We start from the raw sequence: 23,200 nt of genomic DNA on the forward strand, positions 1-23,200 counted from the left end.
GGCCAGTCGGCCAGGGCTTGGGTGATGTTTCCGACATATTTCAATTCCAGCTAGTCCGATTGAGGGGTTATTGTTTGCAGGTAAGCCAGGGCCTCTTTCTTTTATTTCAATTCCAGCTAGTCCGATTGAGGGACACGGCGCTCAGCGTCACCTCGTCGGGCTTCTCGTATTTCAATTCCAGCTAGTCCGATTGAGGGCGGTACCAGCTGCTGAGCTAGGCTCTACTGAGACGTATTTCAATTCCAGCTAGTCCGATTGAGGGGGCGCGGGGCTTAGCAGTGGTGAGTGATTTTGACGAATTTCAATTCCAGCTAGTCCGATTGAGGGTACTGGCTGCTGCGGGAGCACGGTGACTTTGGGCGCATTTCAATTCCAGCTAGTCCGATTGAGGGGCCAGCCGTCGCGCTGGGCGTCGCGCTTGGTGACGCATTTCAATTCCAGCTAGTCCGATTGAGGGAGCCCGGTCCAGGCCGCGACTGAGGCAGCCCGGTAGTATTTCAATTCCAGCTAGTCCGATTGAGGGCTACATCGGTCAGAAAACCATCATCAACGATACCAAATTTCAATTCCAGCTAGTCCGATTGAGGGTGGTGAGCGCGGCCACGCCCAACCCCGAGGTGACCAATTTCAATTCCAGCTAGTCCGATTGAGGGCCGTCCATTTAGGTCTAAAAATACCCTGAAACAGACAGGAATTGGCCTTTCTTAATTCACCCAAGTCGTCGATGGCCAAAAACACGATTTAGCCGGGTTTTAGACGACGCTACTAATCAATAAGTTGAGAGAATACGTTAGCGTATGGCCAAAAGAATACTCCCTTCACAAAACGAACGACGACTACTGAACCCTACAAAATAGTATCCAGTGCACTACGCTCTCGACCCACTACTTGCTTCTCTAACCACTGTTGGGTGCGACTTTTAAAGAGAATAAGACTATCTTCTTCCTCTTCCATAATGGTGCGGGCTTTTGCCAACAACTCCGCAAGCTTCACCTCGCTGATTTCCCCTTCAAAAACGGAATTTTGAATCCAATGTAGGTAGCGGCGACACAGTTTCAACATCTTGCCCACCCGCTGCTGTTTCATATCATAGACCAGAATAATATACATTACCACCAAGCTTTAAAAGGTTGATAATCTTCCATACTAAGCAAGTGTTTGGTGAGCTTGTAGCACTCCAGTTTGATGAGGTGTTGGTAACTCACAGCCCGGTTGAGACGGCGGTGCTGAATCGTTTCTTTTAGGCGTTCCTCGAACACCCGCACGAATGTTTTGCGTCCAGCCTCCTTAAGCAGGCAGCCATCAAGTTCGCGCACGAAATCGCGAGGCTGAATCTCTTTTTTGTTGAGCAACCGGAAGATGGTGCGGTCTACGAGTAGGGGTTTAAAAATCTCAGCCATATCCAAGGCCAGCGAAAAGCGCCGGGTACCGGGTTCGTGCAAGAAGGAAATAGTTGGGTTAAGTTGGGTGTGGTAAATCTGTGAGAGACAAGCCGCGTAGCAGAGCATGTTGCCAAAGGAAATCAATGCGTTCAACTCATTTTGCGGCGGCTGGGTGCTTCTAGTACCGAAGGTGAAGCCTGGCACGCTCACCAGCTGCTCGAAGCAGCGGTAATACGTCTGGCGGATGTTGCCCTCGTAACCCATGATTTCGGCCACGCTGGTTGTATGGGGAAGGGCCGATACATACAGCTCAATCTGCGCGATTTCCTCGCCCACCACCCGGCCCCGGCTTTGGTAGTAACGCAGGTTCTTGAGTATGTTGAAGGCCGCGCCCTCTACTAGCTTGCGCGCCAGCACGAGGCGCTTTTTGAGGCTGGTGTAGTGGCCAGTTTGGGCTACTTGCAGGCGGCCAGCCAGTAGGTACTCCTTGGCCATGAACGAGCCCGTGTAGTGCTCGTAATAGTCAAAGAAGTGTACCGATACTCCGTGCTTGCCCAGAAAATTATACAACGCCGAATTGGCATCGAGCGAGCCAAACACGTAGAGATCGGCCACGTCTTCGATGGGGAGAAAGCGCGTTTGTCCCTCAGCCCCAGCCTCGTCGTAGGCGGTGTATTTGAGCGTGTTATCCTGGCGGCTGAGGCGGCCAGGATTGAACAGGTAGAACGTTTTTTTCACCGCAGATTCAAACGGATTAAACGGATTTTGCAGATACGCCCACCTGCGGCAGGCAAGGCACTTGGTATCGACGCTTGGTTACTCGGCCACGTAACAGAATTCGTAGTAGGCGCACTGCTTGCAGAAAGGTTTATTGATGACAGGCGGGCAGGGTATATCATCGGCTAGCAGCACTTTCATGACTCCTAATTCCAGCGGGATGCGGGCGCGGTCTTCATCCGTAAGGTCCACGGGCTGGGTCTGACGCAACTTGGGGTATTCGAGAATGCCAGTGGGGTTTTCTACGCCGTGCTGCTCTAGTAGCCAGAGGTAGTACTTCACCTGCGCGATGTTAGAATCGGCCATCTTAGCCGACTTCTTCATCTCGTGTACCACCTTGCGCTGCGGATCGTAGAAGTCGATTTTGCTACTGCCGATGCTGATTTCGCGGTAGCGCTCGGCCCGCTGGGGGTAGGCCGTCTGGTGCAGCAGCTCGCCCGCCGCCACCGCCTCCGAAGTATGCTCCATCCACACGTCGCGGTCAAATAGCCATAGCTTGCGGTGGCACAAGTGGTAGTACTTGACGTGGGTAGCGGTGAGGGTTTTCATGGTTGGTTACCTTACCACTGTGAGTTTGACGCATCGTATTTCCCGGTGCCGTAAAACGTTGTCTGTTCTTCCGCCTTGCGGGATATTTGCAAACCTAGCTCGAGAGAGTAAGGATGATGAATAACATAGTAAGGCATTGTTTTTAAGCTACTTGATTCGCCCGACTTATCAGCGCCGAATGCTGCCACGAAGCTTTGCGTTATCCAGCCTTCTTCTTTACCCCCAGCAAAGGTGCCAGCTCGAACACTAACCGTCAGCGCTTCAGCTTCAATAAAATCAAACTGCTCCAGATACCGCTGGTATTCAGCTTCCAAACCCTGCGGCACTACCGCCACGCCGTCAAATTTTTTGTAAAAATCCTCTTCCCGGGTTGGGTCTGCCGAGAAAGGTTGTAGAATGTGCGCCAGGTTGTAGCGCAAGTGCCCTAGGTGCTGCTCATAGCTTTCCTGCGCTTTAAGCTGCCAACCATCATACACAAAGTTGAGATATTCCTGTAACTGTCTCTCTTCCAAGACTCCGCCAGCGGCGGCCACTTCGGCCAGTTTTTCTAGCGTGCGCCCGACCACCTCCCGGTCTTTATAGATAAAACGGTCGTCGGCGTTGGCCTCCTCAAAAATGAAACAGTCGGACAACCCTTTTTGGCGCTGGCGGTTCACGCGCCCCAGCCGCTGAATAAGCGCATCTAGTGGGGCTGGCTCGGAGTAAATGACATCAAAATCAATGTCCAAGCTGACTTCAATGGCCTGCGTGCCCACGAGGAGTTGAATATTTTCCGCAGTTTCTAGCTCTGTTTCTTTGGCCGAACGGTCCCGCGCATTGAAGCGCCCGTGCAGCAGAAGCGCCGCCGACTTACCCGGCGCGTAGTCAGGGACGAGCGAGCGAAGCTCTCGGAAAACTTCTTGGGCCTGCGCCACTGTGTTGGTTACCACGAGTACCCTGCAAGGCTTGCTGTCGGCCTTAAGGGTAGTCAGGCGGTGCGCAATCAGGGGCAAGTTGTCGGCCAGGCGACCATTCAGTACGTGTACCCGGTGCCGATTAAAGGTCGGATATAATGATGGGGCAGCCGCGATAGCCGTGTGTAGGCCAAGCGCCTTCATCAGCCGCGCCCGCAAATGGTCGGGTAGGGTGGCTGTCATGACCAATACTCGTGCCCCTAACTGTTGCGTCAAGACTTCAATTAGCAGAATGATTTCGGCAAAAACCTTTGGTTCATAAGCGTGAATCTCATCGAACACGAAGCACGAGCCAACCCACTCAAACCAACCCTTTTCAAAGCCCTGCAAACCGTATAGGTGCTTAATGGCCTGAAAAGGCGTCATGGTTTTGACAGGTCGGGCCAGCGTGCGAAACTGCTCGCGCAGTTTCCGCGTTGCACTTAGCCGCCTGACCCGGCTGTCGGCCAGATTAGTAGCGGTGCGGTATAGAAAGTCGCTCAGCTTGCCGTGCAGTACGGCTGGCAATTCTTTGCCAAAATTAGCCTCCATGCGCCTGTGCATGGCATTGATAGAGGCACGATTGGGCAGCACGTAAAACAGCCGCGTGGCCCCTAAATCCTGCGTTTGTTGTTTGAGCCACAGCAGCGCCGTTTCGGTTTTGCCCGCGCCAGTGGGGGCCGTGAGTAGCACGTTGCCGCTGGTACGGGCGGCGTCGGCCTGGTGCTGGTGCAGTGTCCAACCTTTGAGCTTCTCATCAAAGGCTTTAAATCGAGTCTGGTTCAACGTCAGCAGCTTTGTGACGCGAGCTGAACCCAGATGGTCGCAGTGCTGAAAAGCGCCCGCCAGCAGCGTAAGGGCGCAGCCATCAGGGTCGGCGACGTGGTAGCCGGTTGCAGGCAATTGCACTACGTCAAGCGGGTCGATTTCCGTCAGGGTCTTGGGTATGGCGACATTCCAGATGCCCAGTACCCCCCGCACGTCGGCCAGCGCTACATTCTCCTTAAAATCGGTAGCAAATGCTAGCTGCTTTACCTTTCGCAATAGCGGATCTTTGGTAAGATACCGCTCATCCAGAAAGGCGCGCAGCCGCTTAAAATCCCGGTGGTGGCCAGCTACGGCCCACAAAATGCGTTGGCGACGAGTATCATCCTTTATCAGTGTCGCCACTAGCGGCAGCGAGAACAACTCATGCCGCTGGTGCTGCCACTGGTGGGGCTGGTCGGCCAGCAGCTTCTGAAATTCCCGATGCACCTTGCCGATGTCGTGCAGCAGTAGGCTCCACCACAAGTCGTCCCAAAAGCCGCTGCCCGCCACCGCAGTTGCCTTGGGAAACTGCAGACGCAGTAGCTGCCGCACCAGTAGCACATCCATAATGTGTTGCGGTAGCGACACGGCTTCGTCATCGCCCTGAGCCGATTTGGCGAGCAGGCTACCCGGCTGTGGCATGCGTAAGGGCGAAGCTGAGGGTATGCAGAAAAATATCGGACGCCTCGGCGCGGCTGCCTACCACCGTGCGGCGCTGGGCAGCGGCGGCCTCGCGGGCCTCCGCATCGTACCAGGCCGGCACGGCCGCGTCTACCATCGCCTCGCGCGGGCTAAGCACGGAGTAGGCCTGCGTACCCAGGTTTTGTCGAGGCAGGGTGTCGGTGAAGTACTGTGGCAGGGCCTGAATCTGGCCTGGCAAGAAGTGCGGCTGCAACGGGACCAGCTGCCCGCGTAGCCGCGCCGTCCCCGCTACAGGGTACAGCATCACCTCCCGGATTTCATCGACCGTGGCCAGGTCACCGGAGCGGCCGAGTAGCAGTTGATAAGCCGGCTGCCGAAAGCAATCAGCGAGCTCTTTGTCGAAGAGATAGAGCGTCAAGCTGCCTTCGTACAGAAATTCGCGCCGTACCGGATTCGATTTTACATTGTTGGAAGCTACGATAACGTCTTCTCGCTGCGCGTTTTTGCGCTTAGCTCCGGCCACCATCCAGATGGTTTCCACATCTACCGCCTGCCCGGCAAAGTCGAACACGTAGCCTAGCTCTGAGTGGGTGTGGGGCAAATAGCGGCCCGCCGCCGCATTCAGCAGGCCCAGCACTGTGCTCAGCGGCGGCACGTGCAGCGTGGGCTGAAAGCCGCTGATGAGGTTGGGGTAGCGGAAGCTGCACGTCCAGCTGCTCAGCCGCACCCGAAAGGCTGGGCGCGGCGCGGGGTGGGCTACGGCATCCATTGTTCCAACTCCTGGCAATAGCCCTCAATTGCTTCGACCACCGAGCCGAGCCGCACGTTCGGGAAGTCTTTGGCCCACTCCGTGAGGTCGACAAAGGCTTCTTCCATAAAGCCGCGCCGCCGCCCGATAAATACGGTGCCCGTCAACTGGTCAGCGTAGTCGCGCAGGGCTTCGGCCAGCGATTCCTTGTCAAACGTGACTTCGCCCCCAAACAGCCCGCCACTGCGCACGATGTGGCCAAAGGGGTGGTTGCCACTCTGCAGCGTGACCAGCACGATGAACTTGGGCGTTACGTCGGTGTAGTTATTGGTTTGCATAGCCCCACCGCTCATCGTTTTCAGGGCGCGCAGCGTGTCCTGCACCCGGTGCAAGCGCGTTGCGCGAGGCAGGCGTACCAATTGCTGCGGTTCGCCTTTGGGGTTACGCATGCCTTCGTCGGGCACTAGCTCGCCGCCTTCCTGCAATGCTTTGGCCTGCAGGCCGGCGGTCAGGTTTTTGTAGCCGGTGCGGTTGTAGGTGGCAAAGGTGCCCACCTGCTGCAAGTCGATAGAAAACATGCCTTTCAGCACCGTGCCGTATTCTTCCTTCACGTAGGGCACCGGGTTGCCATCCATGCGCGACATCACCGACCACGAGTGCGCCGTTTGCACCGAGACCACGGAAATCAGGGCAGAGTTCTTGAGCGGCGACACCCGCGTCACGGTAGCGTCCTGCATTTCGGGCTTGCCCTTTTTCATCAGGATGTTACCGTCCTCGTCCGTTTTCTCCTCTTTAGTAGCCCGCATGTAGCCAAACACGTCGTCGTCGGCGTATTTCAACGGGTTAGCCTCCGTGAAGGCCACGTCTTTCGTACGCTCCACCGGTGACATATTCCACTCGTGGTCCTTTTGCAGCGTTTGCCGCCACCAATAGCGCCACGCCTGCCCCGACACGTAGACGTGCGAGCTGCGGCCCTTCATGATTTTTTTGGTGGCAACGGCATTGTCGTAGTTACTCTGCGTGTCCTTGCCCGAGTTGTTGAGCGCGGCCACGTCAGTATCGAGCAGCACGAAGCCCTGGGTTTTTAAGTTTTTCATAAGGGGTTGAGAAAGTAAAAAGCAGTTTATTCTTGGTCAGTATCAGTGTCCTCGTCGCCGGCGGCTACTTCTTCCAGCCCCTCTTCCAACTCCACGTGGCGGTTGTTTTCGTGCAGCTGCTCATAGAGCGAAATCAGCAAAAGGTCGCGGATTTCGCGCCAGCTGCTGCCATCGGGAAAGAGGTAGCGCACGTAGTCGTCCAGCCGCAGCAAGGGCTCGGTCGCATCGGTTTCGTAGTTGCGGCGCTGCAAGCCCACCAGTAGCAGGCGCACCTCGCTGCCCGTGCGGGCCGTGCTCAAGCGCGTGAGGGTGCGCTTGATAGCTGAGTCATCAGTTTGCGTAGCCACGTAGCGGGCCACACGAGAAATGAGTTCAAAAGTTCTCTGGTCCATGTGGAGGATTTTTTCGCAGTAATAGGTAGTCAAATCAAAAGGAAAGCGCTGGTAGCGGCACCACTTTTTTATCATTTCCAACAAGCTCCGGCCCGCCAGCAAGTAGTTGTACACCGGGTTGTACCAGGCCCGGTAAGTAGTGGGCTCCACTATCGTCAGGGCTTCGTGGGCCTTGCCAGGCACAAACAAGGCCGTGGTATCGGGCTGGGCGCGGGCGCCCTTAAATTTGCTGCTGCGGTAATGCGCCCGCACAAACCACGTCCAGGGCTCCTTGTATTCGCTCATCACCTGCTGGTAGAAGTCGAATACCGTGGCTGACAGGTGGTGCAGCACCACATCCGGCTTCGCCCCAAAATTGGTGAAGTTGTATAGCGTCAGCGCCGGAGCCGAGCCGTCAGTCAGTTTACTCGACTCCCGCTTCACCTCCTTCAAAATATCATCCACATAGCCAAACAGGGCATTGGCCGCGTTACCCCGGCTGGACTTTGCCAGTCCCGGCTTCAACTCAGTCGCCGCTGGCCGCAGGTTTTCTTTCAGGTTACTGGCTGCCAAAAACACCGTAACCTCAGGCCGGCTGCTGTGAATCAGCGCCGGATTACCGCCTACTTCTAGGCAGCCCAGCGGGGCAAAATATATGTTAAGTAAGGCACTGCGTCCTAGCTGCAAGCCCTGCTCCAAGCCGTGATTAAAATTCAAGAACGTTCCCGACCCGGCCAGCACCTGATTCTCCCGCCCCGCCGGAAAAAGCGGCTCGTACTGCCCCGACACGCGGCACCAGCCCTTTGCCTGCTTGGGGTCATCTGCCAGTAAGGCCCCGTAGTACTCCAACGTCCGCTCCACCTCCTTGCCCTTATTAGCCGGGTTAGTGATACCGGAATTAAGGAAAAAGGCGTGGAGCTTGCTTTGCCAGCTTTGCACGTACACATCAGTAGCAAACTTCAGGGCATCCTGTTCCTGCCAGTTGGGATGCTGCGCTAGTAGCGTCTGTAATACGGCCGCACCTACATCAGTGAAAGGGTCACCAGATAATCCTGCTTGATTCATGATTGTGAAGGGATTATAATTTGCCGCCGATGCGCAGCGGATATTACTCTGTTTTCGTGCGAAGTAAATATCTGAGGAAAATTTGGAATCCTGAACTGCATCTCGGTACTTTGTTGCGCTTCCAGGCACAGTTACCCTACTGTCCGCATCCTTCAGGAGCACTCAAGGTTATTGAAAAATGCGAAGCGGGTTTTAATCGGAACCGAGTGCAGGCAAGTAGCTGGGTCATTCCAACTACTTGCTTCTCGGCTTAATAAGTACCAAACTTTCACAACTCAATCGTACCGCAATGGATACACCGCTTTCATTTGTGTATGCTTATTCCTTAAATGCTGCTCGCCTGCAGGAAGAGCAAGGCATCTTCCCTCGTGAGCTTATGTCGTGCGTGGCAAAAATTCGAGCGAACTTTAATCCACTTGTCCACGGCTTCCACGGTCACTTCATTTGCTCCTCTTGCAAGCACCGCAAGCTGTTTATCTCGTTCACAAGAACTGGTAACCGGGTGGTTATTACCGAGGCAAAGCTGATTCAAGCAATAGGTAGTCAAATGCCCATGTTACTTCCCCCGGATTGGTATCTTCCAACAGATTATAAGAAAGTCGCTTAGCCCCTATACCAGTGCTCCGCACCCTATCCCCGTCGAGTGCCCTACGCCGACCTCCCAGGCAAACTGAATTTGCGCCGCTGACCCTGACACCAGCACCGGGCAGATACTGCCGCGGCACTGCACCTGCTTGTACTGGAAGAGCTTGCTCTTGGCAGTAGCGATGTGGGCTGGGTCGAAGCGCACGGCGGCGCCCACATCATCTAGCCCGGCTTGGCGTAGTTTGTGGCGCAGGGTGGCGGTGAGTAGTTCGTCGGCGAGTTCGTGGCCGGGTGGGAGGTGGTCGGCAGGCTTGCCTTTCTCTACTTCGTGTTTGATAAAAACCGGACTGGCCACCCGGAAAGGCTGCTCACCTGCCGCGAACTCGGGTGATCGCTGCATTCGTACGTCGCGCACAGTCAGGCATAAATCCAGCGTGGGGGCCCGTACTACACCGCCCACTAGCTCGTGAATTAGTGTGTCATCAGGAGCGGAGATAAACCAACTGGCGCCTTCTGCAAAGCGGATGCCTCCTCGCCCGGCTCGCCCGCCGTGTAGCCAACTATATGAGTAGAGCGATAAGCCTGTGTGTAACGCTTCGTTGTGGCCCGTCCAGCGATGAAACGCACTTTTTAAGGCCGGTAAGTAGTCAAAGGGAATCGATTGAGACGCGCTTAGATATAGATGGAGTCGCAAAGTAAGTTAGTTGGCTAATATGGGTGGGAAAGGAAGGCGCAAGTCGTGCCAATTATATTGGCACAAGGTTACAGTCAATTCCTCGGATTTCCTATACTATCCTTTAAAAACTTCTTCCTTCAATCATATCAGTGCTGCGGTACTTGTAAGTGAGGGTGATGTAATGCCGAATGCCCAGCGTGTAGTAAAAACCCCTTTGTGGCTACCACTCAAGCATCAGCCCCTCTCCTACTGCACGTATACCTATCCCTTCGCTCCAATACCCAGGCGCCATGCCTCATCATAAAGCAGGGTACGCAGTAGGGTACTGACATTGCGCATCCCCCGCGCCTGAGCTACAGCCTGAGCCAGCGCCTTGTCGTTGCCGCCCGGGGCCAACCGCTGCCCCCGGTAGCATTCCTGCAGCAGCAACTGGCGCACTAAGTCTGGTAAGCTCATGTGTCGATTCTTGGCTAAGGCTTCGAAGCGGCCTGCCTCTCCAGCGGGTAGCTGCAGGCTCACCAGCGCCCCATTACGCTGGGCCTGTTGCACCGCGTCCACGAGTAAGGTGCGTAGGAGCGTTAGGCGGCTGCTGGCTAGAAGGGCTTCCACTTGCTGGGCGAGTTCGGCGGAGAGGAGAATGGTTACTTTTTGATCTATATCGATCAGATAGCTGCAGCTGCCCTAGGCGGTGAGGGCGTTGTTGAAGTTCTGGGCATGCTCGGAGGGGCAATGGCGGTCGAAGTGGTGCTGCCCTAGCTCGCGCAAGTCCTCGCCGGGTGACTATAAAACTTACTTTATTCTTAACCGGCGAGCTTCCTCAAGTGCTAGCGTGCGCAATAGGGTTGCGGCACGCATCCCTCTTTCTTTTGCCACCTTCTCTATAAGAGCTTTTTCCTCTGGGGTCACTTCAACACCTATTTGAGGCTTGCGTAGCTTTTTCTCTTCCATTACACAAAAGTAGGGCACAAGGCAGACTACATGGATGTCAAAATATATCATGTAAAACACTTGTGTTTTACATGATATTCACTAAGTTTGTATTGAACAATAACACCCCCACTGCGAAGATGACTGCGAATGAAATTATAATATGTGCTCGTTGCACTATTCTAAAAGAACTCCCTGATTTCGGTAGACTTTTACCTGGCCGCATAGCCGATATATGTAGTAGCTGCAAGTGTCGTAATCGTCGAGCAAGCGAAAGGCTATCAACGGACCTACGTCGGGCACTACATGGTACGCTCTCAGCTGAGAAAACAGAAGCATTAGTTGGCTGCTCAACAGAGTCCCTACGAGCGCACCTTCAAGTTCAGTTTTTAACTACTATGTCATGGGAAAATTATGGCCGCAGCGGCTGGCATATGGACCACATAGCGCCCTGTGCGGCTTTCAATTTGGCTGACTCAGCACAAATTAGATTGTGCTATCACTACACTAACATACGCCCCATTTGGGCGGTGGATAATCATAAAAAGAGCGGCAAAATCACTCCAGAAGCTATGCATTTATTGAAAGCCGCCGGCTTAGTTACCTAAACTGTCCTTGCATAAAAAGAGGCTATCCGCGCCAACGGATAGCCTCTTGAGCTAAAAACCAGGTCGCCAAACCTAATCCATAACCTTCATCTCAAAATTACATGCAAACCCATGTATTCAGACAGGATGCTGCGCCAACAGCATTCGCAACACTTTTCGCCCTACGCACCCACCTAACCACCCTCACCTTCCACTCCCCCTACCTCAGCGACGCCGAGAAACTGCGCGCCAACCACCGCATCCACGACTGCGAGCAACTGGCACAACTGGAGCTATGGATACAAACCGTACCGGCCGAATTAGCCTGGCGCGAGGCTATTTACTGTGGCTTGTACGAGCCATGTTCAGCCAACGGCGGACAGTGCCCTTCACTGAACACACCTCTCTTACACTCCTAAGGGCGATGTGGTACAAGCAGCAACTTAAGCGCGTGCGCCAAGCACGTAAGCTGGTCAAGCACCAGCAGGACCAGCTACTCATCCTAGAATTGGAAGGAGTGGTAGCTGTCCAACTGCATACTCTCACGAATACGCTAGCCCTACCCATCTCCCGAGAGGTCGCCTCGCAGCTAGCTGATGTGCTGCGCGAGGCGCTCAGCGACCGACGCACGCAGTTGAAAGGAGAAGCTAAGCAACTCACCCACGACCAGCGAGAGAGTCAGGAATTGCGGGCAGCCGATAAAGCCCTGTTGAAAGCCGCTAAGAAGAAGTTGTCGCAATGAAACGGGCAGCTTGGTTAGCACAACAGCGCGGTCGTAAAGCCGTGCTGTACGTGATACGTGTGTACAGCAAGGAAGAGGAAGCGTTTTATAAGGTGGGCATCACCTACAACCTGGCGGCTCGGTTTCGGCGGATACGAGCTGACTACCACTGGCGGACGCTGGCGCGCTACAGCAGCTATCGGGCGGAACACATCTGGAATTTAGAACAGGCCATTCATCGAGACTTTGCCCACCTCTCCTACTCGCCTGCGGCCTCCTTCTCCGGTCATACCGAATGCTACGCCGAGGTTAAGGCCATTCTGGCGGCGTTGCCGGCGGGGACTTTTTTCTTGAAACCCGTCAACTGTGATATTTAGAGAAGGTGAGCCCACAACTATTCAAGTGGCCCGTAACGACACTGACGGAGGCAGCGCGGAAGGTGAGGCAAGCCCACTGCATCAAGTAACAAGTGGCTGTCACCAACTTCCTGCAAAGTCTCACCTAGTGATGCCGGCATAGAGCATATACACTTAATAAACAACATACTACACTTCCACAAACAAATTACGCGTCCATCCCTAAAGTCTGATATAGTCCAAAGTAAGGTTGCGTTTACTCCTCCGCCCTGCGTGCTTTTGGAAAAATAGATTTTCAGCGATGGCAACCCGCATCATTTACCGTACCAACAGATGCCTGTTCAAGCGCGGCATGGCACTCCTTTTCGGGTGCCTACTGCTAACCGCTGGACACCATGCCCATGCTCAAAGCTGGGAGCTGCTAGCCCGTACCCTAGGGGTGCAGCATACGCACATCATCGCCTCGGCCGTCACCGCCAACTAGGATGTGGTCGTGGTCGGGGGCTACATCAGCTCGATGCAGTTGCAGCCAGCCGCCTCCTGGACGGCCCTACCCACCTACAATAATGGCTTTGTGGCCCGACTGGCGGCCGACGGCCGCAGCTGGCGCTGGGTAGCTGACATTGCCAGTACGCTCGGGGCAGGTGCTTCTATGGTAACTATGCTACCTGATGGCGATGTGCTGGTAGCTGGCACGGTAGTGGGTGGGGCCCAGTTCGGACCTTTTAGCTCGGGCGTCGTCAATGCTGCGTACGAAGGTTTTGTCGCCCGCCTCAACGGGACCACTGGCCAGTGGCGCTGGCTGGCCCGCCTCAATACCCCTTACGCTGGCTATAACCTGGTGCGGCCCGGCGGCCTGACCCTGCGCGACAACGGCGAGGTAGTGGTGGTCGGCACCTTTAGCGGAACGCTACAACTGAGCAGCCTGCCCAACCTTACCTCGTTGCCCCCCGGCTCGCTGTTGCAAAACTGGAATTTCTTCGTCGCCCGGCTCGACGTGGCGACTGGGCAGTGGCTCCAGGCCTTCGGCGTAGGTGGGGCTGGCTCCGATGCCGCCTCGGGCATAGTGGCCCTACCGGGCGGCGACATTGCGCTGGCCGGTACGCTCCAGGCACCCTATACGCTCAGCGGCCTACCGCCACTGACTAGTCCCACCGTACAGCAGGCATTCGTGGGTCGCCTCGACCCCGTGAGTGCGCAGTGGCGCTGGGTACAGTTGGTTCAGCCTACCGGGTGGGCGGAGGCCCAGCAGCTCATTGCCCTGCCCAATGGCAACTTGGTGGTTAGTGGGCGCTACCAGGGTGGAGCAGCCCAGATAGCGGCGGTAGCCTTACCTAATGGTCCTGGTCCAACCAGTACGTTTGTAGCGTGCTTCACCGCCGGGCCGGGGCAGTGCCTGTGGGCTTCGGCCGGAGCTGGTACTAGCCGCCCGATGGGCTCGGGTGGGCTGTGCGCTACGCCGGCCGGTAACGTCGTCGTTACGGCCAGCTACTCGGGGCCAGGCCGGTTTGTCACCCTGCCGCCCGTACTCCAGCGTAAGCCAAGACGGACCGGATATTTTTGTGGGTGAACTGGCCGGCACCACGGGCCGCTGGAACTGGGTAGAGCTGGCCGGTGGCAATGGCGGTGCGGTGCTCAGTACGTACCCCTTCGCGGGTGATGACTTCGCAGGCTCAGTGCAAGCGCTGTCCAATCAGCAGTTTATCGTGAGTGGCACGTTTAGCAACCAGGCCCGACTAGGGTCAGCTGTCGGGCCCCTGGCATCGGCCCTCAGCGATGGGTTTGTAGCCCGTCTCACTGTGCCAGCCCCCTGCACGGCCAGCGCGCCCCCAGCAACGTTGCGCATTGTGCCTGGCTCAGCTACCTGTGGGGACGGCCGCATGCTACAAGCCACCGGGGTGCCTCAGGGCAGTACCCTAATCTGGAGTACGGGCTCAGCCGCCGACAGCATTATAGTAGCTGCCCCCGGCACCTACTACCTCACGGTTAGTACGCTGGCCGGCTGCGACTACCAGCTAGCCAGTACCGTAACAGCTGACGAGCTACGCCCCAGCATTCCGCCTAACATCATTACCCCTAACGGCGACCATCTTAATGACCAGTGGGTAATTCCCAATTTAGCCGACAACACCCATGCCTGGCTTTACAACCGCTGGGGCCGGCTCGTCTATGAGGCGCCAGTCTACGACAACAGTTGGGCAGCTAAAGATTTGCCGGCTGGCGTCTATTACTACGTGCTACGCCGGCCAGGCCTTTGCCCTGCTGCCTCGCTCAAAGGCTGGGTCGAAGTAGTGCGTTAGCCAGTAGTAGTTGAGGCGTAGAGGCAAGCACGCCGCCCTAGCGGTGCAGGACCGGCGTGCGAGCCGAGTGCAGGCTGCCCCGAACGCGGCGCTGCTGCGAACCACACAACCTGCTTTAGATGAAACGGGCTGCTTGGCTAGCCCAACAGCGCGGGCGCAAGGCCGTGCTGTTGGGCTAGCCAAGCAGGGGAGGTGTTCTATAAGGTAGGCATCACTTACAATCTAGCGGCCCGATTTCGGCGTCTACGCTCGGACTACCGCTGGCGGACGCTGGCGCGCTATAGCAGCTACCAAGCGGGGCAGGTCTGGGATTTGGAGCATACGATTCACCGAGACTTTGCGCACCTCTCCTACTCGCCGGCAACGGCCTTTTCTGGTCATACAGAGTGCTACGGTGAGGTAGAGACTATTCTAGCCGCGCTACCGGCGGGGACATTTTTCTTAAAACCTGTTGGGTATGATATTTAGGAAGAGCAGTAAATACAATTGGTTTCACAGCTAGAATCTATCCTGGCCGCAACCTGCTGCTGAGCTATCCAATGTATTTTGCAACAGCAACGTGAACAATCGAGCAATTTTGAACTGATAGAACGAGCCTTTTAGAAGCACCAGTCAAACCTATTATCTATTTCCAACCGGGCCACCCTTTGGTAAAGCTTGCATTACTAGCCCAATTGCGTAATCATTTATACAAGTAGGTAATCTCACAAGCTTTGCATAACCTTTTTTCCTGATAATACTCGGCAACATCACACCGACCATTAGTTTTCTGAAAAATATCTAGGCCACGTCCAAGCAAAATCTTCCAATTGTTATTTAAATCGATAGACCGATCGTGAATGTTCTCGTCAAATTCATAGGAAAAAAAAATGCCGATAGGTTCTAAAGAATCAGTGATCTCTTTAAATGCTTCTTTGGCTTTTTCTAGGTAGTCTTCGTTGTTATTGGTAACTAAGTGCAGCTTCACTTCTTGTCCTTCCTCTTTAACCTTGGCTATTAAGGCGGTAAGTTCCATTAAGTTTCTCAACTGGTAAGGAAGACGTATATAGGGATCATTAACCGTTATATTCGTCGCACCAGCTAAGTAAGGGCCAAAAAGTTTTTCGTATGAAATGGCGGTTTGATTGTCTCGAATAATTTTCTGACCAGCTTCGAGTTTGATTGGCAACAGCTCCACAGTGGGGCTTGGATTTTTAGGGACAGTATCAAGGAGTACATCTTCATTTGAGAAGGCAGGACCAAACTCAATCTCTTCAAGGGTTGTGACAATGGTTTTGATACCGGTACTCTTACATGTGTAGCTAAAATCCACTTGCTCAAACGTCTCATCCATAAGGCGCAATTGACCCTGCACGCGCCTTCTGCACTCAATGGCGAACTCCAGCATTTCTTGAGCATCATCCCGATCAAAGTTTCCATCGGGAAAAATGACTTTCACTAAGCCAGAAAAAGTCTTAGAGATAGCCGTCTTATCCCGAGTCGTAATGCTGTTTGACAAAGTGAAATAGGGAGTATAAGCATGGGTGTGGTCCTCTTTGCGTAGCTCTTTTAACACCTCCGCTAAGTAGTCAACGATGAAGCCGTAGTCGGAAGTAAACATTTCATTACGCAATTTCTGCACCTCCCATCCCGGCAAATAGGCATGGATTCTATCCAGGAAAGCCGTGTCGTAATAGTCTTTGGGTAGCGCTTCGAACAGGTTCGAGTGCTTTAGCATATAAGGCACGGAATGGTCGGTGTTGCCGACAAAGACCATGGAAGCCGAAGCGCCATAAACCTGCGTCCCGCGAGAGAAGGACTTATTGGCCATATAGTTCTTCAATATGTCAACCAGGCCACGGTCAGCTTTTTTATCCTTGCCAGCAAACTCGTCGTAAGTCACCACATCCCAGTAGCCTACTAGGCCTATATCGCCGGTTGTGTTATTGACAAACAACTTCGCTTTCGAAACCTCGCCCCCTGAGATGAGCATGCCGTGCGGAGACATCTCCGAGTATATATGCGACTTGCCAGTACCCTTAGGACCGAGCTCAATTAGGTTGTAGTTATTCTCCGCAAAGGGAATGAGACGGGATAGTTGCAGCAGTTTTGAGCGAAAGGAAAACGCCTCGGGGTTTAAGCCGATAGACTGCACGAGGGCGTCAATCCACTCGGTCTTGGTAAACTGTTTTCGGATGACTTTGTACTCCTCAACATCGATGTTGGCAATCTGAATAGGCTTCAAGTTGTCAATAATCCAAGGGGAAGCATCTCGTTCATCGGAAGGCATATAGCCCATGGTCACAATACACCAAACCCCGCTCGAGAGAAGCTTCTTGTGCTGTTTAACAATCTGATCGTCGATGACGACTTTGTTCAGCCCGAGATTGGCAAAGTCGGCCTCGTAGACGTCTTTGCGGTCGTTTAAGCGAACAGAGACTTTATCGATGATCCGGTGTGAGCCCTTCTCCCGAATGGTTGACTTGATTATCTGGGCCTCATCGCGGTGCACAAAATGCTGGGCGATGATGTTGCGGACGTTCTCTACACCCTCTGCAATGGTATCCTCCACGTCGGTGGCGCAGTACTGACCCAGTAGGTATTCAAGCACATAGGTTGGAACAATAGCATTGCCCTTCACCAGCTTGGTCAGGTCCTTCCGAACGACTTTGCCCGAAAAGTGGGTATTCAATAAGTGGTTAATGGACACCATAAATTAGAAATCATCAAAGTCACTAGAGAAGGAAATATTGAGCGTGTAGGTGTACTCCTTGTACGACCGCCACTTCGAAGATCCCTCTACTGGCTCTTCCAGTACCAACTTCACGCTTTGGTTCTTGTATTTGCCGCTGGCTTTGCTACTCAGCTGGAAGCGGTGTTTTACCTCGCGCTGTCGCTCACTACCCTCTTGAATATCAAAGTTGAAGTTAAATTGGTCGCTGATAAGTTCGTCGTCAGCATAAAGCCCTGCTTTGATCGTGCGGGTTAGGACGCTATCCGTGACTAATTCAGTTTGCAGGAAAGAGACGGACAAGATGTTGGTTGTAATCTTGTTTGTTTGCTGGATGACATCGATGCCAACCTGCTTAGTGGTGTCTTGGCGCTTCTTGGTGATTTTGATCAAGGGAATGACAACCTCTTGTAGTGAGGCGCCTCCATGTACAAAGCGAGAACCCGCACCCATTACCCGGTGCCGGCTGATAGACTTGGGTAATAGCACTTCGAAATCGCCGCTAAGATTTAGTGCTTGCGCGCTAAACCTCTTGACCTTAGTGGTGCCAGTCAGGTTTTTGCCGATGATGAACCTCCTATTCTCTTTCCAGGCATCTCCCTCCACTTTGAGCAAAGCAAAGTCCGATTCATCCAGAGCGGTGTGCTGGTAAAGGAAGCCATGATCTGTAGTCACCAGCATGTTGGTGCCATTCATGTTGGCTATTCGTTTTACCACGTCCATGAGGAAACTCAGCTCACGTTCTACCGCTTCAAAAACGTTGTCCTCAGTTGTTTTGTCGTCGCCCGTTTTGTCGATCTGGTTGTGGAAGATATAAATCAGCTCGTACTGCTTTACGAAGTCCCTTCCTCCTGTTGAGGAGTTCATCTTCATAAAGTCATCCGCCTGAATGGCAGTAGCTTTGCGCGCTTCAAGCGTTGCCAACACTTTCTGCCGGCCCTGTATCCCTTGGCACGGAACTCCGTCAACGCTCACCTTGTCGGAGCCAGCGATGATAGATAAGGATTGATGTGGCAGAAGAGAAGCCATGCCCAGCTGAGTGTACGAAGGAAGCCCCGTGATCATGTGGTGCAACTCGCCTTCGTACCGATTTTCCGCATTTACCTTCTGCAGGTATTCATACCCGCACTCGTAGCGTAGCGCATCGGACACTATCACAAATACGCGCTGCCCTTTGTTAAGCACCGGCTCAACGTGGTCCTTGTAAAACCGTGACTGGGACAGGAGCGGGACATAAGGCCATTCCTCTCGGGCATCAATCAAAGACTGCCATTTGTTGTTGAGCAGTAACAGCCAATCATTGGAGTACACTCTTTCAACCTTTTCGAAGAGAAGCTCAAGGGACTTGTCCTGATTCTTGTTGCGGTAGTGCCAAATAAATTTCCGGTAGTGAAAATCAACCAGAAATAAGGTCTGGCTGTACAGCTTAGCCGTATATTCTAAATCAGAGAATGACTGGGAGGCATACTTACGGGTAAGTGAAATGACTTCAATGGCATGTGCAATAGCCGAATAGAAGTCCTGAAAGTCTTTGTACCAATACTTGTTTTCCCTGCTTTTGATAACCTGGCTGGCTCTGTCATTGCTGATCGATTCGGATTCAACCAGGTTGATGAGCTCGTGGATGATTTTGTAATCCACGATGCGGAACAAGTCATCATCCAGAACGTCGTCTAGTGAAGCATCGTCCAGCAGCGCCTGAATGTTCAGACCCGTCGCTATTTTACCTGATAGCTTTTGGAAGGCTTCCTGATAAGCGATGCTGTCCTTCCACAAGGATAACAGCAGGTTCGCGTCTCGCGTGAGGCCACTGCTCGTCGTAAGGGAAAAAACGTTGGCGAAGACCTCTAGCAGGAAGTCATAAATTTGGGGGGAGCTGTTGAAGTACTTATAGGTGTCCGCAATTTGCTGCCAGTAAAAGGACTTCAGGTTGTAGCGGGTAAGCTCACGATCCAGCCGGTCAGTGCCGTCGCTGAAGGCATTGGCGTGTGCCTGGATAAACGCCGGTAGCGAGATGGTGGACGAGTTGAACACAACAGCCAGCATCTTATAGCAAATATCCTTGAATGCATCTTCTTTGCCAAGGAGCCCTTTCAGCTTTTGCCTTCGGTCTTTGCTCTTGAAGAACTCAATATGCTCGCTGACTAGGTCCTTGAAGTCATATTCCAGCCCCAGCTCTTGCAGAAAAGTCGCTTCTTGGTTAGTATGGAACTCGTAATGCGCAAGTTCCAGGTCTAGCAACCAGTTATTTACGTAAGCAGGGCGCGGGCCAGAACGGTAAATCAGAAATTTGCCACCCGGCACCTGCTTTACCACGCGGTGCTTAACGTAGAACTCGTTGTTGTTGACATGGATGCTCTCTACCTCAGGCAAAACGAGCTCCTGGAAACTATCCAGGAGCTCAGCTTTTTCGTCGTGCCAGAAAATGACTCGATGGCTATCAAAGAGTTTATTCAGGGACTCAGCTATTTGACTCATACCGTTTCTTCCTCCTTTACCCAATCAAACTCGCTGACCTGCTTCTTAGCTTTCGCGTCATTCAGGCCCGGCACCAGTTTCACAGCCTTGCCGAACTTATTGTAGTTCACTAGCACGCCGTTGTCTAGGTCGATGGCAATGCGCTCGGTGGCCAGCGGGTACAGAATGTTGCGCTCGTACTCCTGCAATTCCAGTAACACGGTGTCAAGGCGTGCTTTCTCTTTGCTAGCCTTGGCCTTCTCGGAGGCCGAGCCACCGACTTCCACCCGGACCAGGTGCTCCCGGTGGGTACGCAGCTTCTCCTGGTACTCGCGTAAGTACTTGTTCAGGATGTGGCTCGCCGTATCAGGGGTATAGCGGTGCAGGTAAATTAGCACGTTGAAGGAGCCATGCGCCGAAGAGAACAGCCAGTAAATGGGGCGCTTCTTATACCGGCGGATGTGGTCGTTGTAAAAGTCTTTTACGAAGTACTTGCGCATGTCTTTGCACAGGCACTCTTCTATAAACGCCAGGTTTTTGGCGAAGTTGGCCGCCCCGAAGGAAACCTTTAGGAAATCGTAGAAGCGACCCACGATGTCATCTTCGAACCACTCGTCGTCGAGGAGCGGGATGATGTTATCGGCGTCAGGCAAGAAGGAAAGATCCTGCTCAGACTTACCTACTTTTTGCAAATACTCCTGCAACGTCTCGCCTTGATTGGCAAGTATAAGCCCTGGCTTGTCCAGTGAGTAGCGTCCGAACATACAGCCTACGGCATAGCTCACGAACTGGGCCATCACTTCATCGGCGTGGAAGACTAATTCGCCGTTTTCAATGCTAGTCTCTTCTCTCAGAATGGTGATGTCTTTTAGTGGGACATCGGGTGTAAGCTCATCTTGAAGACCAAGGGCACTTATTACTTGATTGTTAAGATTTACTTCATTGTGGTGAAGCTGTAAAAATTTATTCTCCCAGTACCTTTGATATAAGTCATATACCTCTTCAATTTGTAGTTCTTCTCCATTTTTTATACGGAGAAGTTCATTGTAGTTAAAATCCCATGAGGTTTCATGCGAGTCCCATTCTCGTCGCGATATATCAATGCATTTTAAAACTAACTCATCATTATTTAGTGTATCTTCGTTAACAGGTATTTTTTTTAGCTCTCCAATTTGAAAGCTCAACGTGGGATTTAATACCTCACTAACTTTATCTACAAAAGGCGTATTTAAATACCCTAGCATCGAGAGGTAATTTTTGCCAAATGCTGCTGGACCTTTTGCATCAAAAAGTGACCCTTTGGGTAATAATCTAAATGCTAATTTACCTGTTGAAATATCTGTCCAAGTAAGGCCTTCATTGAAGTAGAACTCCTTGCCTCTTAAGCACGAATTCTTTTCACTTGAAATTCCAGTTCCGTTCCTTTCCCAGTTTATGAATAATTCAATATTGCCATACCATTTTCTAAATATCCCTCCTTTAGAGTAAGGAAACCATTTTACATCTTTTTTGACTAATTCTGTTGTCCACCAATGTCTAGTATACTTTTCATTGTTCCCTGTCTGAATCCCATTACTAGGTTTCATAAACTCACTTAGGGGTTTTGAATTATTGAAAATATTTAAAAATTTTTTGCTCATCCAATAACCAACTGGGCTTCCTGGAATTGTTTTAAAATCTCTTTGATTTGCCTCAAACAAACCAAAACTTTGATTTAGAAAAAGATCTCTAATTTTATCAACCGAACGAACTTTGACATGCTCCTTAAATAATCTTCTATAAATTCCATTTCTTTTTCTTTTATTTTGTTCATTATTTACTATTGTAAAAGCTAAAGTTCCAAAATCAGATCCGAAAACACCTCTACCTAAATGTAACAAAGTATCTATTTGTGTTACTTCTAGCAGTTCTTTTCTAAAAGATTCAAAAGAAGATAAAAACATCCAAGAAGGCAGGTTTATCATTCCTATAAAACCGTTGCAACCCACCTGATTCCAAGCCCTTTCCATAAAACAAGTCATAAGGTCTGCTTTGCTCTTTGGGTAATTTAGCTTCACAAAATCAGCAAGTGTAGGATTCATCTTAGCCCCCCCCATGTATGGCGGGTTGTCTACAATGCAGGTATAATTCTGCCCAAGTAAACTCAACTGCTCCAACGTGGCTTTGAACTGTAGCAAATCATACTGCACAAAAACGTCAGCCTGTTGCAGGTACTCTTCCACTTTTCGCAACACATTCTGTATCTCTAGCAGTCCTACATGTGGCACAATCAGTGAGCCCAAGTTGGTGGACTGTCGCATGTTTTTCAGGTCGTGTAACAGACGGTCTGATGGTTTTATACCTATACCTGCCAGTGCACCCGCTGTCTGCTGCTCGTCCAGCTTCAGGTCCTGGAAGCATAGGATGTGCGGCTGCGGCACCTCGCCCTTGCGGAAGAAGCGGCGTTGGTAGCTGCGAGCCTTCATCATCAGGGCCATGGCGGCCAGCTGCGCGGCCCGCTCGTCAATCTCAAAGCCAAACAAGTTGCGCTCAATAATCAGCTTCGGAATCTCGCTGGCGCTATACCCTTCTTCTTCGTAAATCTTTGAAAGCAACTCAAAGCCATACACGAGTATGTGGCCCGAGCCGCAGGCCTGGTCCAGCAAGGTAATCTCCTCCGGAGAGTTTATTTTCAGGTACTCATCGCTTTGCAGCGATGCCGACTCAATGAAGTAAGGCATGTGCTCGCGCAGGTGGGAATTGGGTTTGTTCTGCAACCACAGCTTGCCCACGGTATTCTGCACCATGTACTCTACAATCCAGCGCGGTGTGAAGAGCTGCGTGGCGGCCGGTATGTCTTCTTTCTTCACCTTGGACTTGGAGGCAAATATTTCGTCCTTCTTCTCGGAGATGTAGAACTGGTAGAGCCAGCCAATAATCTCAACTTGCTGGCAATCATCGGCCGCCATGCCTTCGCGCACCTCGTGCACCACGGAGAAGTCGCTGGTCAGATCATCCGGCAGTAGTAGCTCCGTGTAGTCGTTGATGCGCTCGAACAGGAAGGGCAGCAGCGAGTGCAGATAGTTGCAGGCCCCGATTAACAGCATACGGTAGGCTTCGTTCTGCGGGTTGGTGCTGGGCATACGGCCGTCGAGCAGGTCGAATACTAACTGATTATTCACCTTCAGTTCCTCCACTATGTGCCCCGTTTTGGCATCGTCCAGCAGTTCGGGTAGGGTGTGTCCTTCTTTGGGCGTGAGCACGCGCAGGTCCAGCGGCTGGTAGCCGTTCACATCCATGAAGCGCAGCGCCACCAAGCGGTTAAACCAAGTGTAGGCTACCTTCTCAACCAACTGCGTCTTACCGGTGCGACTCAATTCCTCTCGCAAGGCGCTAACCTGCGCCGCCCGTTCCCGCAGCTCGGCCGTGTCGGTAGTAAGCACGTATTCCAGCTTGGCCGCCACCTGCGCCAGCAGCTTTTTGCGGGCGTCCTGAGCGAATTTTTTCAGCTTATTCGTATTCATCTAGATGG

General features: G+C 52.7%; 20 protein-coding genes and 1 CRISPR repeat array (1 of these 21 running past the window's edge). Of the genes, 7 read left to right on the forward strand and 13 right to left on the reverse strand.

Annotated elements, in window-relative coordinates; translation table 11 throughout:
* Positions 1-653: a CRISPR direct-repeat array (repeat unit 29 nt; unit sequence ATTTCAATTCCAGCTAGTCCGATTGAGGG) (it extends 7,627 nt beyond the left edge of the window).
* 193 nt (positions 654-846) lie between these two features.
* From cas2 to cas8a1, 7 genes are all read right to left on the reverse strand, one after another.
* Entirely contained in the window at positions 847-1,110 is a 264-nt protein-coding gene (cas2, locus tag ACFSDX_RS17835; RefSeq protein ID WP_382315994.1) for a CRISPR-associated endonuclease Cas2, read from the reverse strand.
* Positions 1,110-2,120: a type I-B CRISPR-associated endonuclease Cas1b gene (gene cas1b / locus ACFSDX_RS17840; RefSeq protein WP_382315996.1), complete on the reverse strand. Its 1,011-nt coding sequence runs from the start codon at positions 2,118-2,120 to the stop codon at positions 1,110-1,112. Before cas1b ends, cas2 begins: the two co-directional genes overlap by 1 nt.
* 78 nt (positions 2,121-2,198) lie before the next feature.
* Complete coding sequence (gene cas4 / locus ACFSDX_RS17845) at positions 2,199-2,708, reverse strand: CRISPR-associated protein Cas4 (protein ID WP_382315998.1); 510 nt, start codon at positions 2,706-2,708, stop codon at positions 2,199-2,201.
* Between the two features lie 11 nt (positions 2,709-2,719).
* Positions 2,720-5,089, reverse strand: coding sequence for a CRISPR-associated helicase Cas3' (gene cas3 / locus ACFSDX_RS17850; protein WP_382316000.1), 2,370 nt, complete (start codon positions 5,087-5,089; stop codon positions 2,720-2,722).
* The gene (gene cas5b, locus ACFSDX_RS17855; protein WP_382316002.1) at positions 5,073-5,858 is read right to left on the reverse strand and encodes a type I-B CRISPR-associated protein Cas5b; all 786 of its coding nucleotides are present in this window, start codon (positions 5,856-5,858) and stop codon (positions 5,073-5,075) included. The genes cas3 and cas5b overlap by 17 nt, the downstream gene beginning before the upstream one ends.
* Entirely contained in the window at positions 5,846-6,934 is a 1,089-nt protein-coding gene (cas7i, locus tag ACFSDX_RS17860) for a type I-B CRISPR-associated protein Cas7/Cst2/DevR (RefSeq protein ID WP_382316004.1), read from the reverse strand. Before cas7i ends, cas5b begins: the two co-directional genes overlap by 13 nt.
* Before the next feature lie 26 nt (positions 6,935-6,960).
* Positions 6,961-8,370 (reverse strand): type I-B CRISPR-associated protein Cas8b1/Cst1, encoded by a 1,410-nt coding sequence (cas8a1, locus tag ACFSDX_RS17865; RefSeq protein ID WP_382316006.1) that lies wholly within the window; start codon positions 8,368-8,370, stop codon positions 6,961-6,963.
* A gap of 289 nt (positions 8,371-8,659) precedes the next feature.
* On the opposite strand from cas8a1, the gene ACFSDX_RS17870 reads away from it, so the two are divergent.
* Positions 8,660-8,977: a hypothetical protein gene (locus ACFSDX_RS17870; protein WP_382316008.1), complete on the forward strand. Its 318-nt coding sequence runs from the start codon at positions 8,660-8,662 to the stop codon at positions 8,975-8,977.
* A gap of 3 nt (positions 8,978-8,980) precedes the next feature.
* On the opposite strand, the gene cas6 is transcribed toward ACFSDX_RS17870, so the two are convergent.
* The 3 genes from cas6 to ACFSDX_RS17885 form a co-directional block, all read right to left on the reverse strand.
* Positions 8,981-9,649 carry a CRISPR-associated endoribonuclease Cas6 gene (gene cas6, locus ACFSDX_RS17875; RefSeq protein WP_382316010.1) on the reverse strand — a complete coding sequence of 223 codons (669 nt, stop codon included), beginning with the start codon at positions 9,647-9,649 and terminating at the stop codon, positions 8,981-8,983.
* A 243-nt stretch (positions 9,650-9,892) separates the two neighbouring features.
* A complete protein-coding gene (locus ACFSDX_RS17880; protein ID WP_382316012.1) occupies positions 9,893-10,240 on the reverse strand; it encodes a hypothetical protein in 348 nt (115 codons plus the stop codon).
* A gap of 180 nt (positions 10,241-10,420) precedes the next feature.
* Positions 10,421-10,579 carry a plasmid mobilization protein gene (locus ACFSDX_RS17885; RefSeq protein WP_382316013.1) on the reverse strand — a complete coding sequence of 53 codons (159 nt, stop codon included), beginning with the start codon at positions 10,577-10,579 and terminating at the stop codon, positions 10,421-10,423.
* A gap of 1,017 nt (positions 10,580-11,596) precedes the next feature.
* Between ACFSDX_RS17885 and ACFSDX_RS17890 the strand changes: the two genes are divergently transcribed.
* From ACFSDX_RS17890 to ACFSDX_RS17915, 6 genes are all read left to right on the forward strand, one after another.
* On the forward strand, positions 11,597-11,887 hold the full coding sequence (locus ACFSDX_RS17890) for a hypothetical protein (RefSeq protein ID WP_382316015.1): 291 nt from the start codon (positions 11,597-11,599) through the stop codon (positions 11,885-11,887).
* Positions 11,884-12,243, forward strand: a complete 360-nt coding sequence (locus ACFSDX_RS17895) for a GIY-YIG nuclease family protein (RefSeq protein ID WP_382316018.1) — start codon at positions 11,884-11,886, stop codon at positions 12,241-12,243. Before ACFSDX_RS17890 ends, ACFSDX_RS17895 begins: the two co-directional genes overlap by 4 nt.
* Positions 12,244-12,574: 331 nt before the next feature.
* On the forward strand, positions 12,575-12,706 hold the full coding sequence (locus ACFSDX_RS17900; RefSeq protein WP_382316020.1) for a hypothetical protein: 132 nt from the start codon (positions 12,575-12,577) through the stop codon (positions 12,704-12,706).
* Between the two features lie 3 nt (positions 12,707-12,709).
* Positions 12,710-13,792, forward strand: coding sequence for a hypothetical protein (locus tag ACFSDX_RS17905; protein WP_382316022.1), 1,083 nt, complete (start codon positions 12,710-12,712; stop codon positions 13,790-13,792).
* On the forward strand, positions 13,785-14,522 hold the full coding sequence (locus tag ACFSDX_RS17910) for a gliding motility-associated C-terminal domain-containing protein (protein WP_382316024.1): 738 nt from the start codon (positions 13,785-13,787) through the stop codon (positions 14,520-14,522). Before ACFSDX_RS17905 ends, ACFSDX_RS17910 begins: the two co-directional genes overlap by 8 nt.
* A gap of 192 nt (positions 14,523-14,714) precedes the next feature.
* The gene (locus ACFSDX_RS17915) at positions 14,715-14,990 is read left to right on the forward strand and encodes a GIY-YIG nuclease family protein (protein WP_382316026.1); all 276 of its coding nucleotides are present in this window, start codon (positions 14,715-14,717) and stop codon (positions 14,988-14,990) included.
* 214 nt (positions 14,991-15,204) lie between these two features.
* Here the strand turns inward: ACFSDX_RS17915 and brxL are convergent, their stop codons facing one another.
* The 3 genes from brxL to pglX are packed head-to-tail and all read right to left on the reverse strand — an operon-like array spanning position 15,205 to position 23,192.
* Positions 15,205-17,214, reverse strand: a complete 2,010-nt coding sequence (gene brxL / locus ACFSDX_RS17920) for a BREX system Lon protease-like protein BrxL (RefSeq protein ID WP_382316028.1) — start codon at positions 17,212-17,214, stop codon at positions 15,205-15,207.
* Positions 17,215-17,217: 3 nt separating this feature from the next.
* Positions 17,218-19,710, reverse strand: coding sequence for a BREX-1 system phosphatase PglZ type A (gene pglZ, locus ACFSDX_RS17925; RefSeq protein ID WP_382316030.1), 2,493 nt, complete (start codon positions 19,708-19,710; stop codon positions 17,218-17,220).
* Entirely contained in the window at positions 19,707-23,192 is a 3,486-nt protein-coding gene (gene pglX / locus ACFSDX_RS17930; protein ID WP_382316032.1) for a BREX-1 system adenine-specific DNA-methyltransferase PglX, read from the reverse strand. Before pglX ends, pglZ begins: the two co-directional genes overlap by 4 nt.
* Positions 23,193-23,200: the final 8 nt, after the last annotated feature.

This window comes from Hymenobacter bucti, from assembly GCF_042681145.1.
GTDB lineage: Bacteria > Bacteroidota > Bacteroidia > Cytophagales > Hymenobacteraceae > Hymenobacter > Hymenobacter bucti.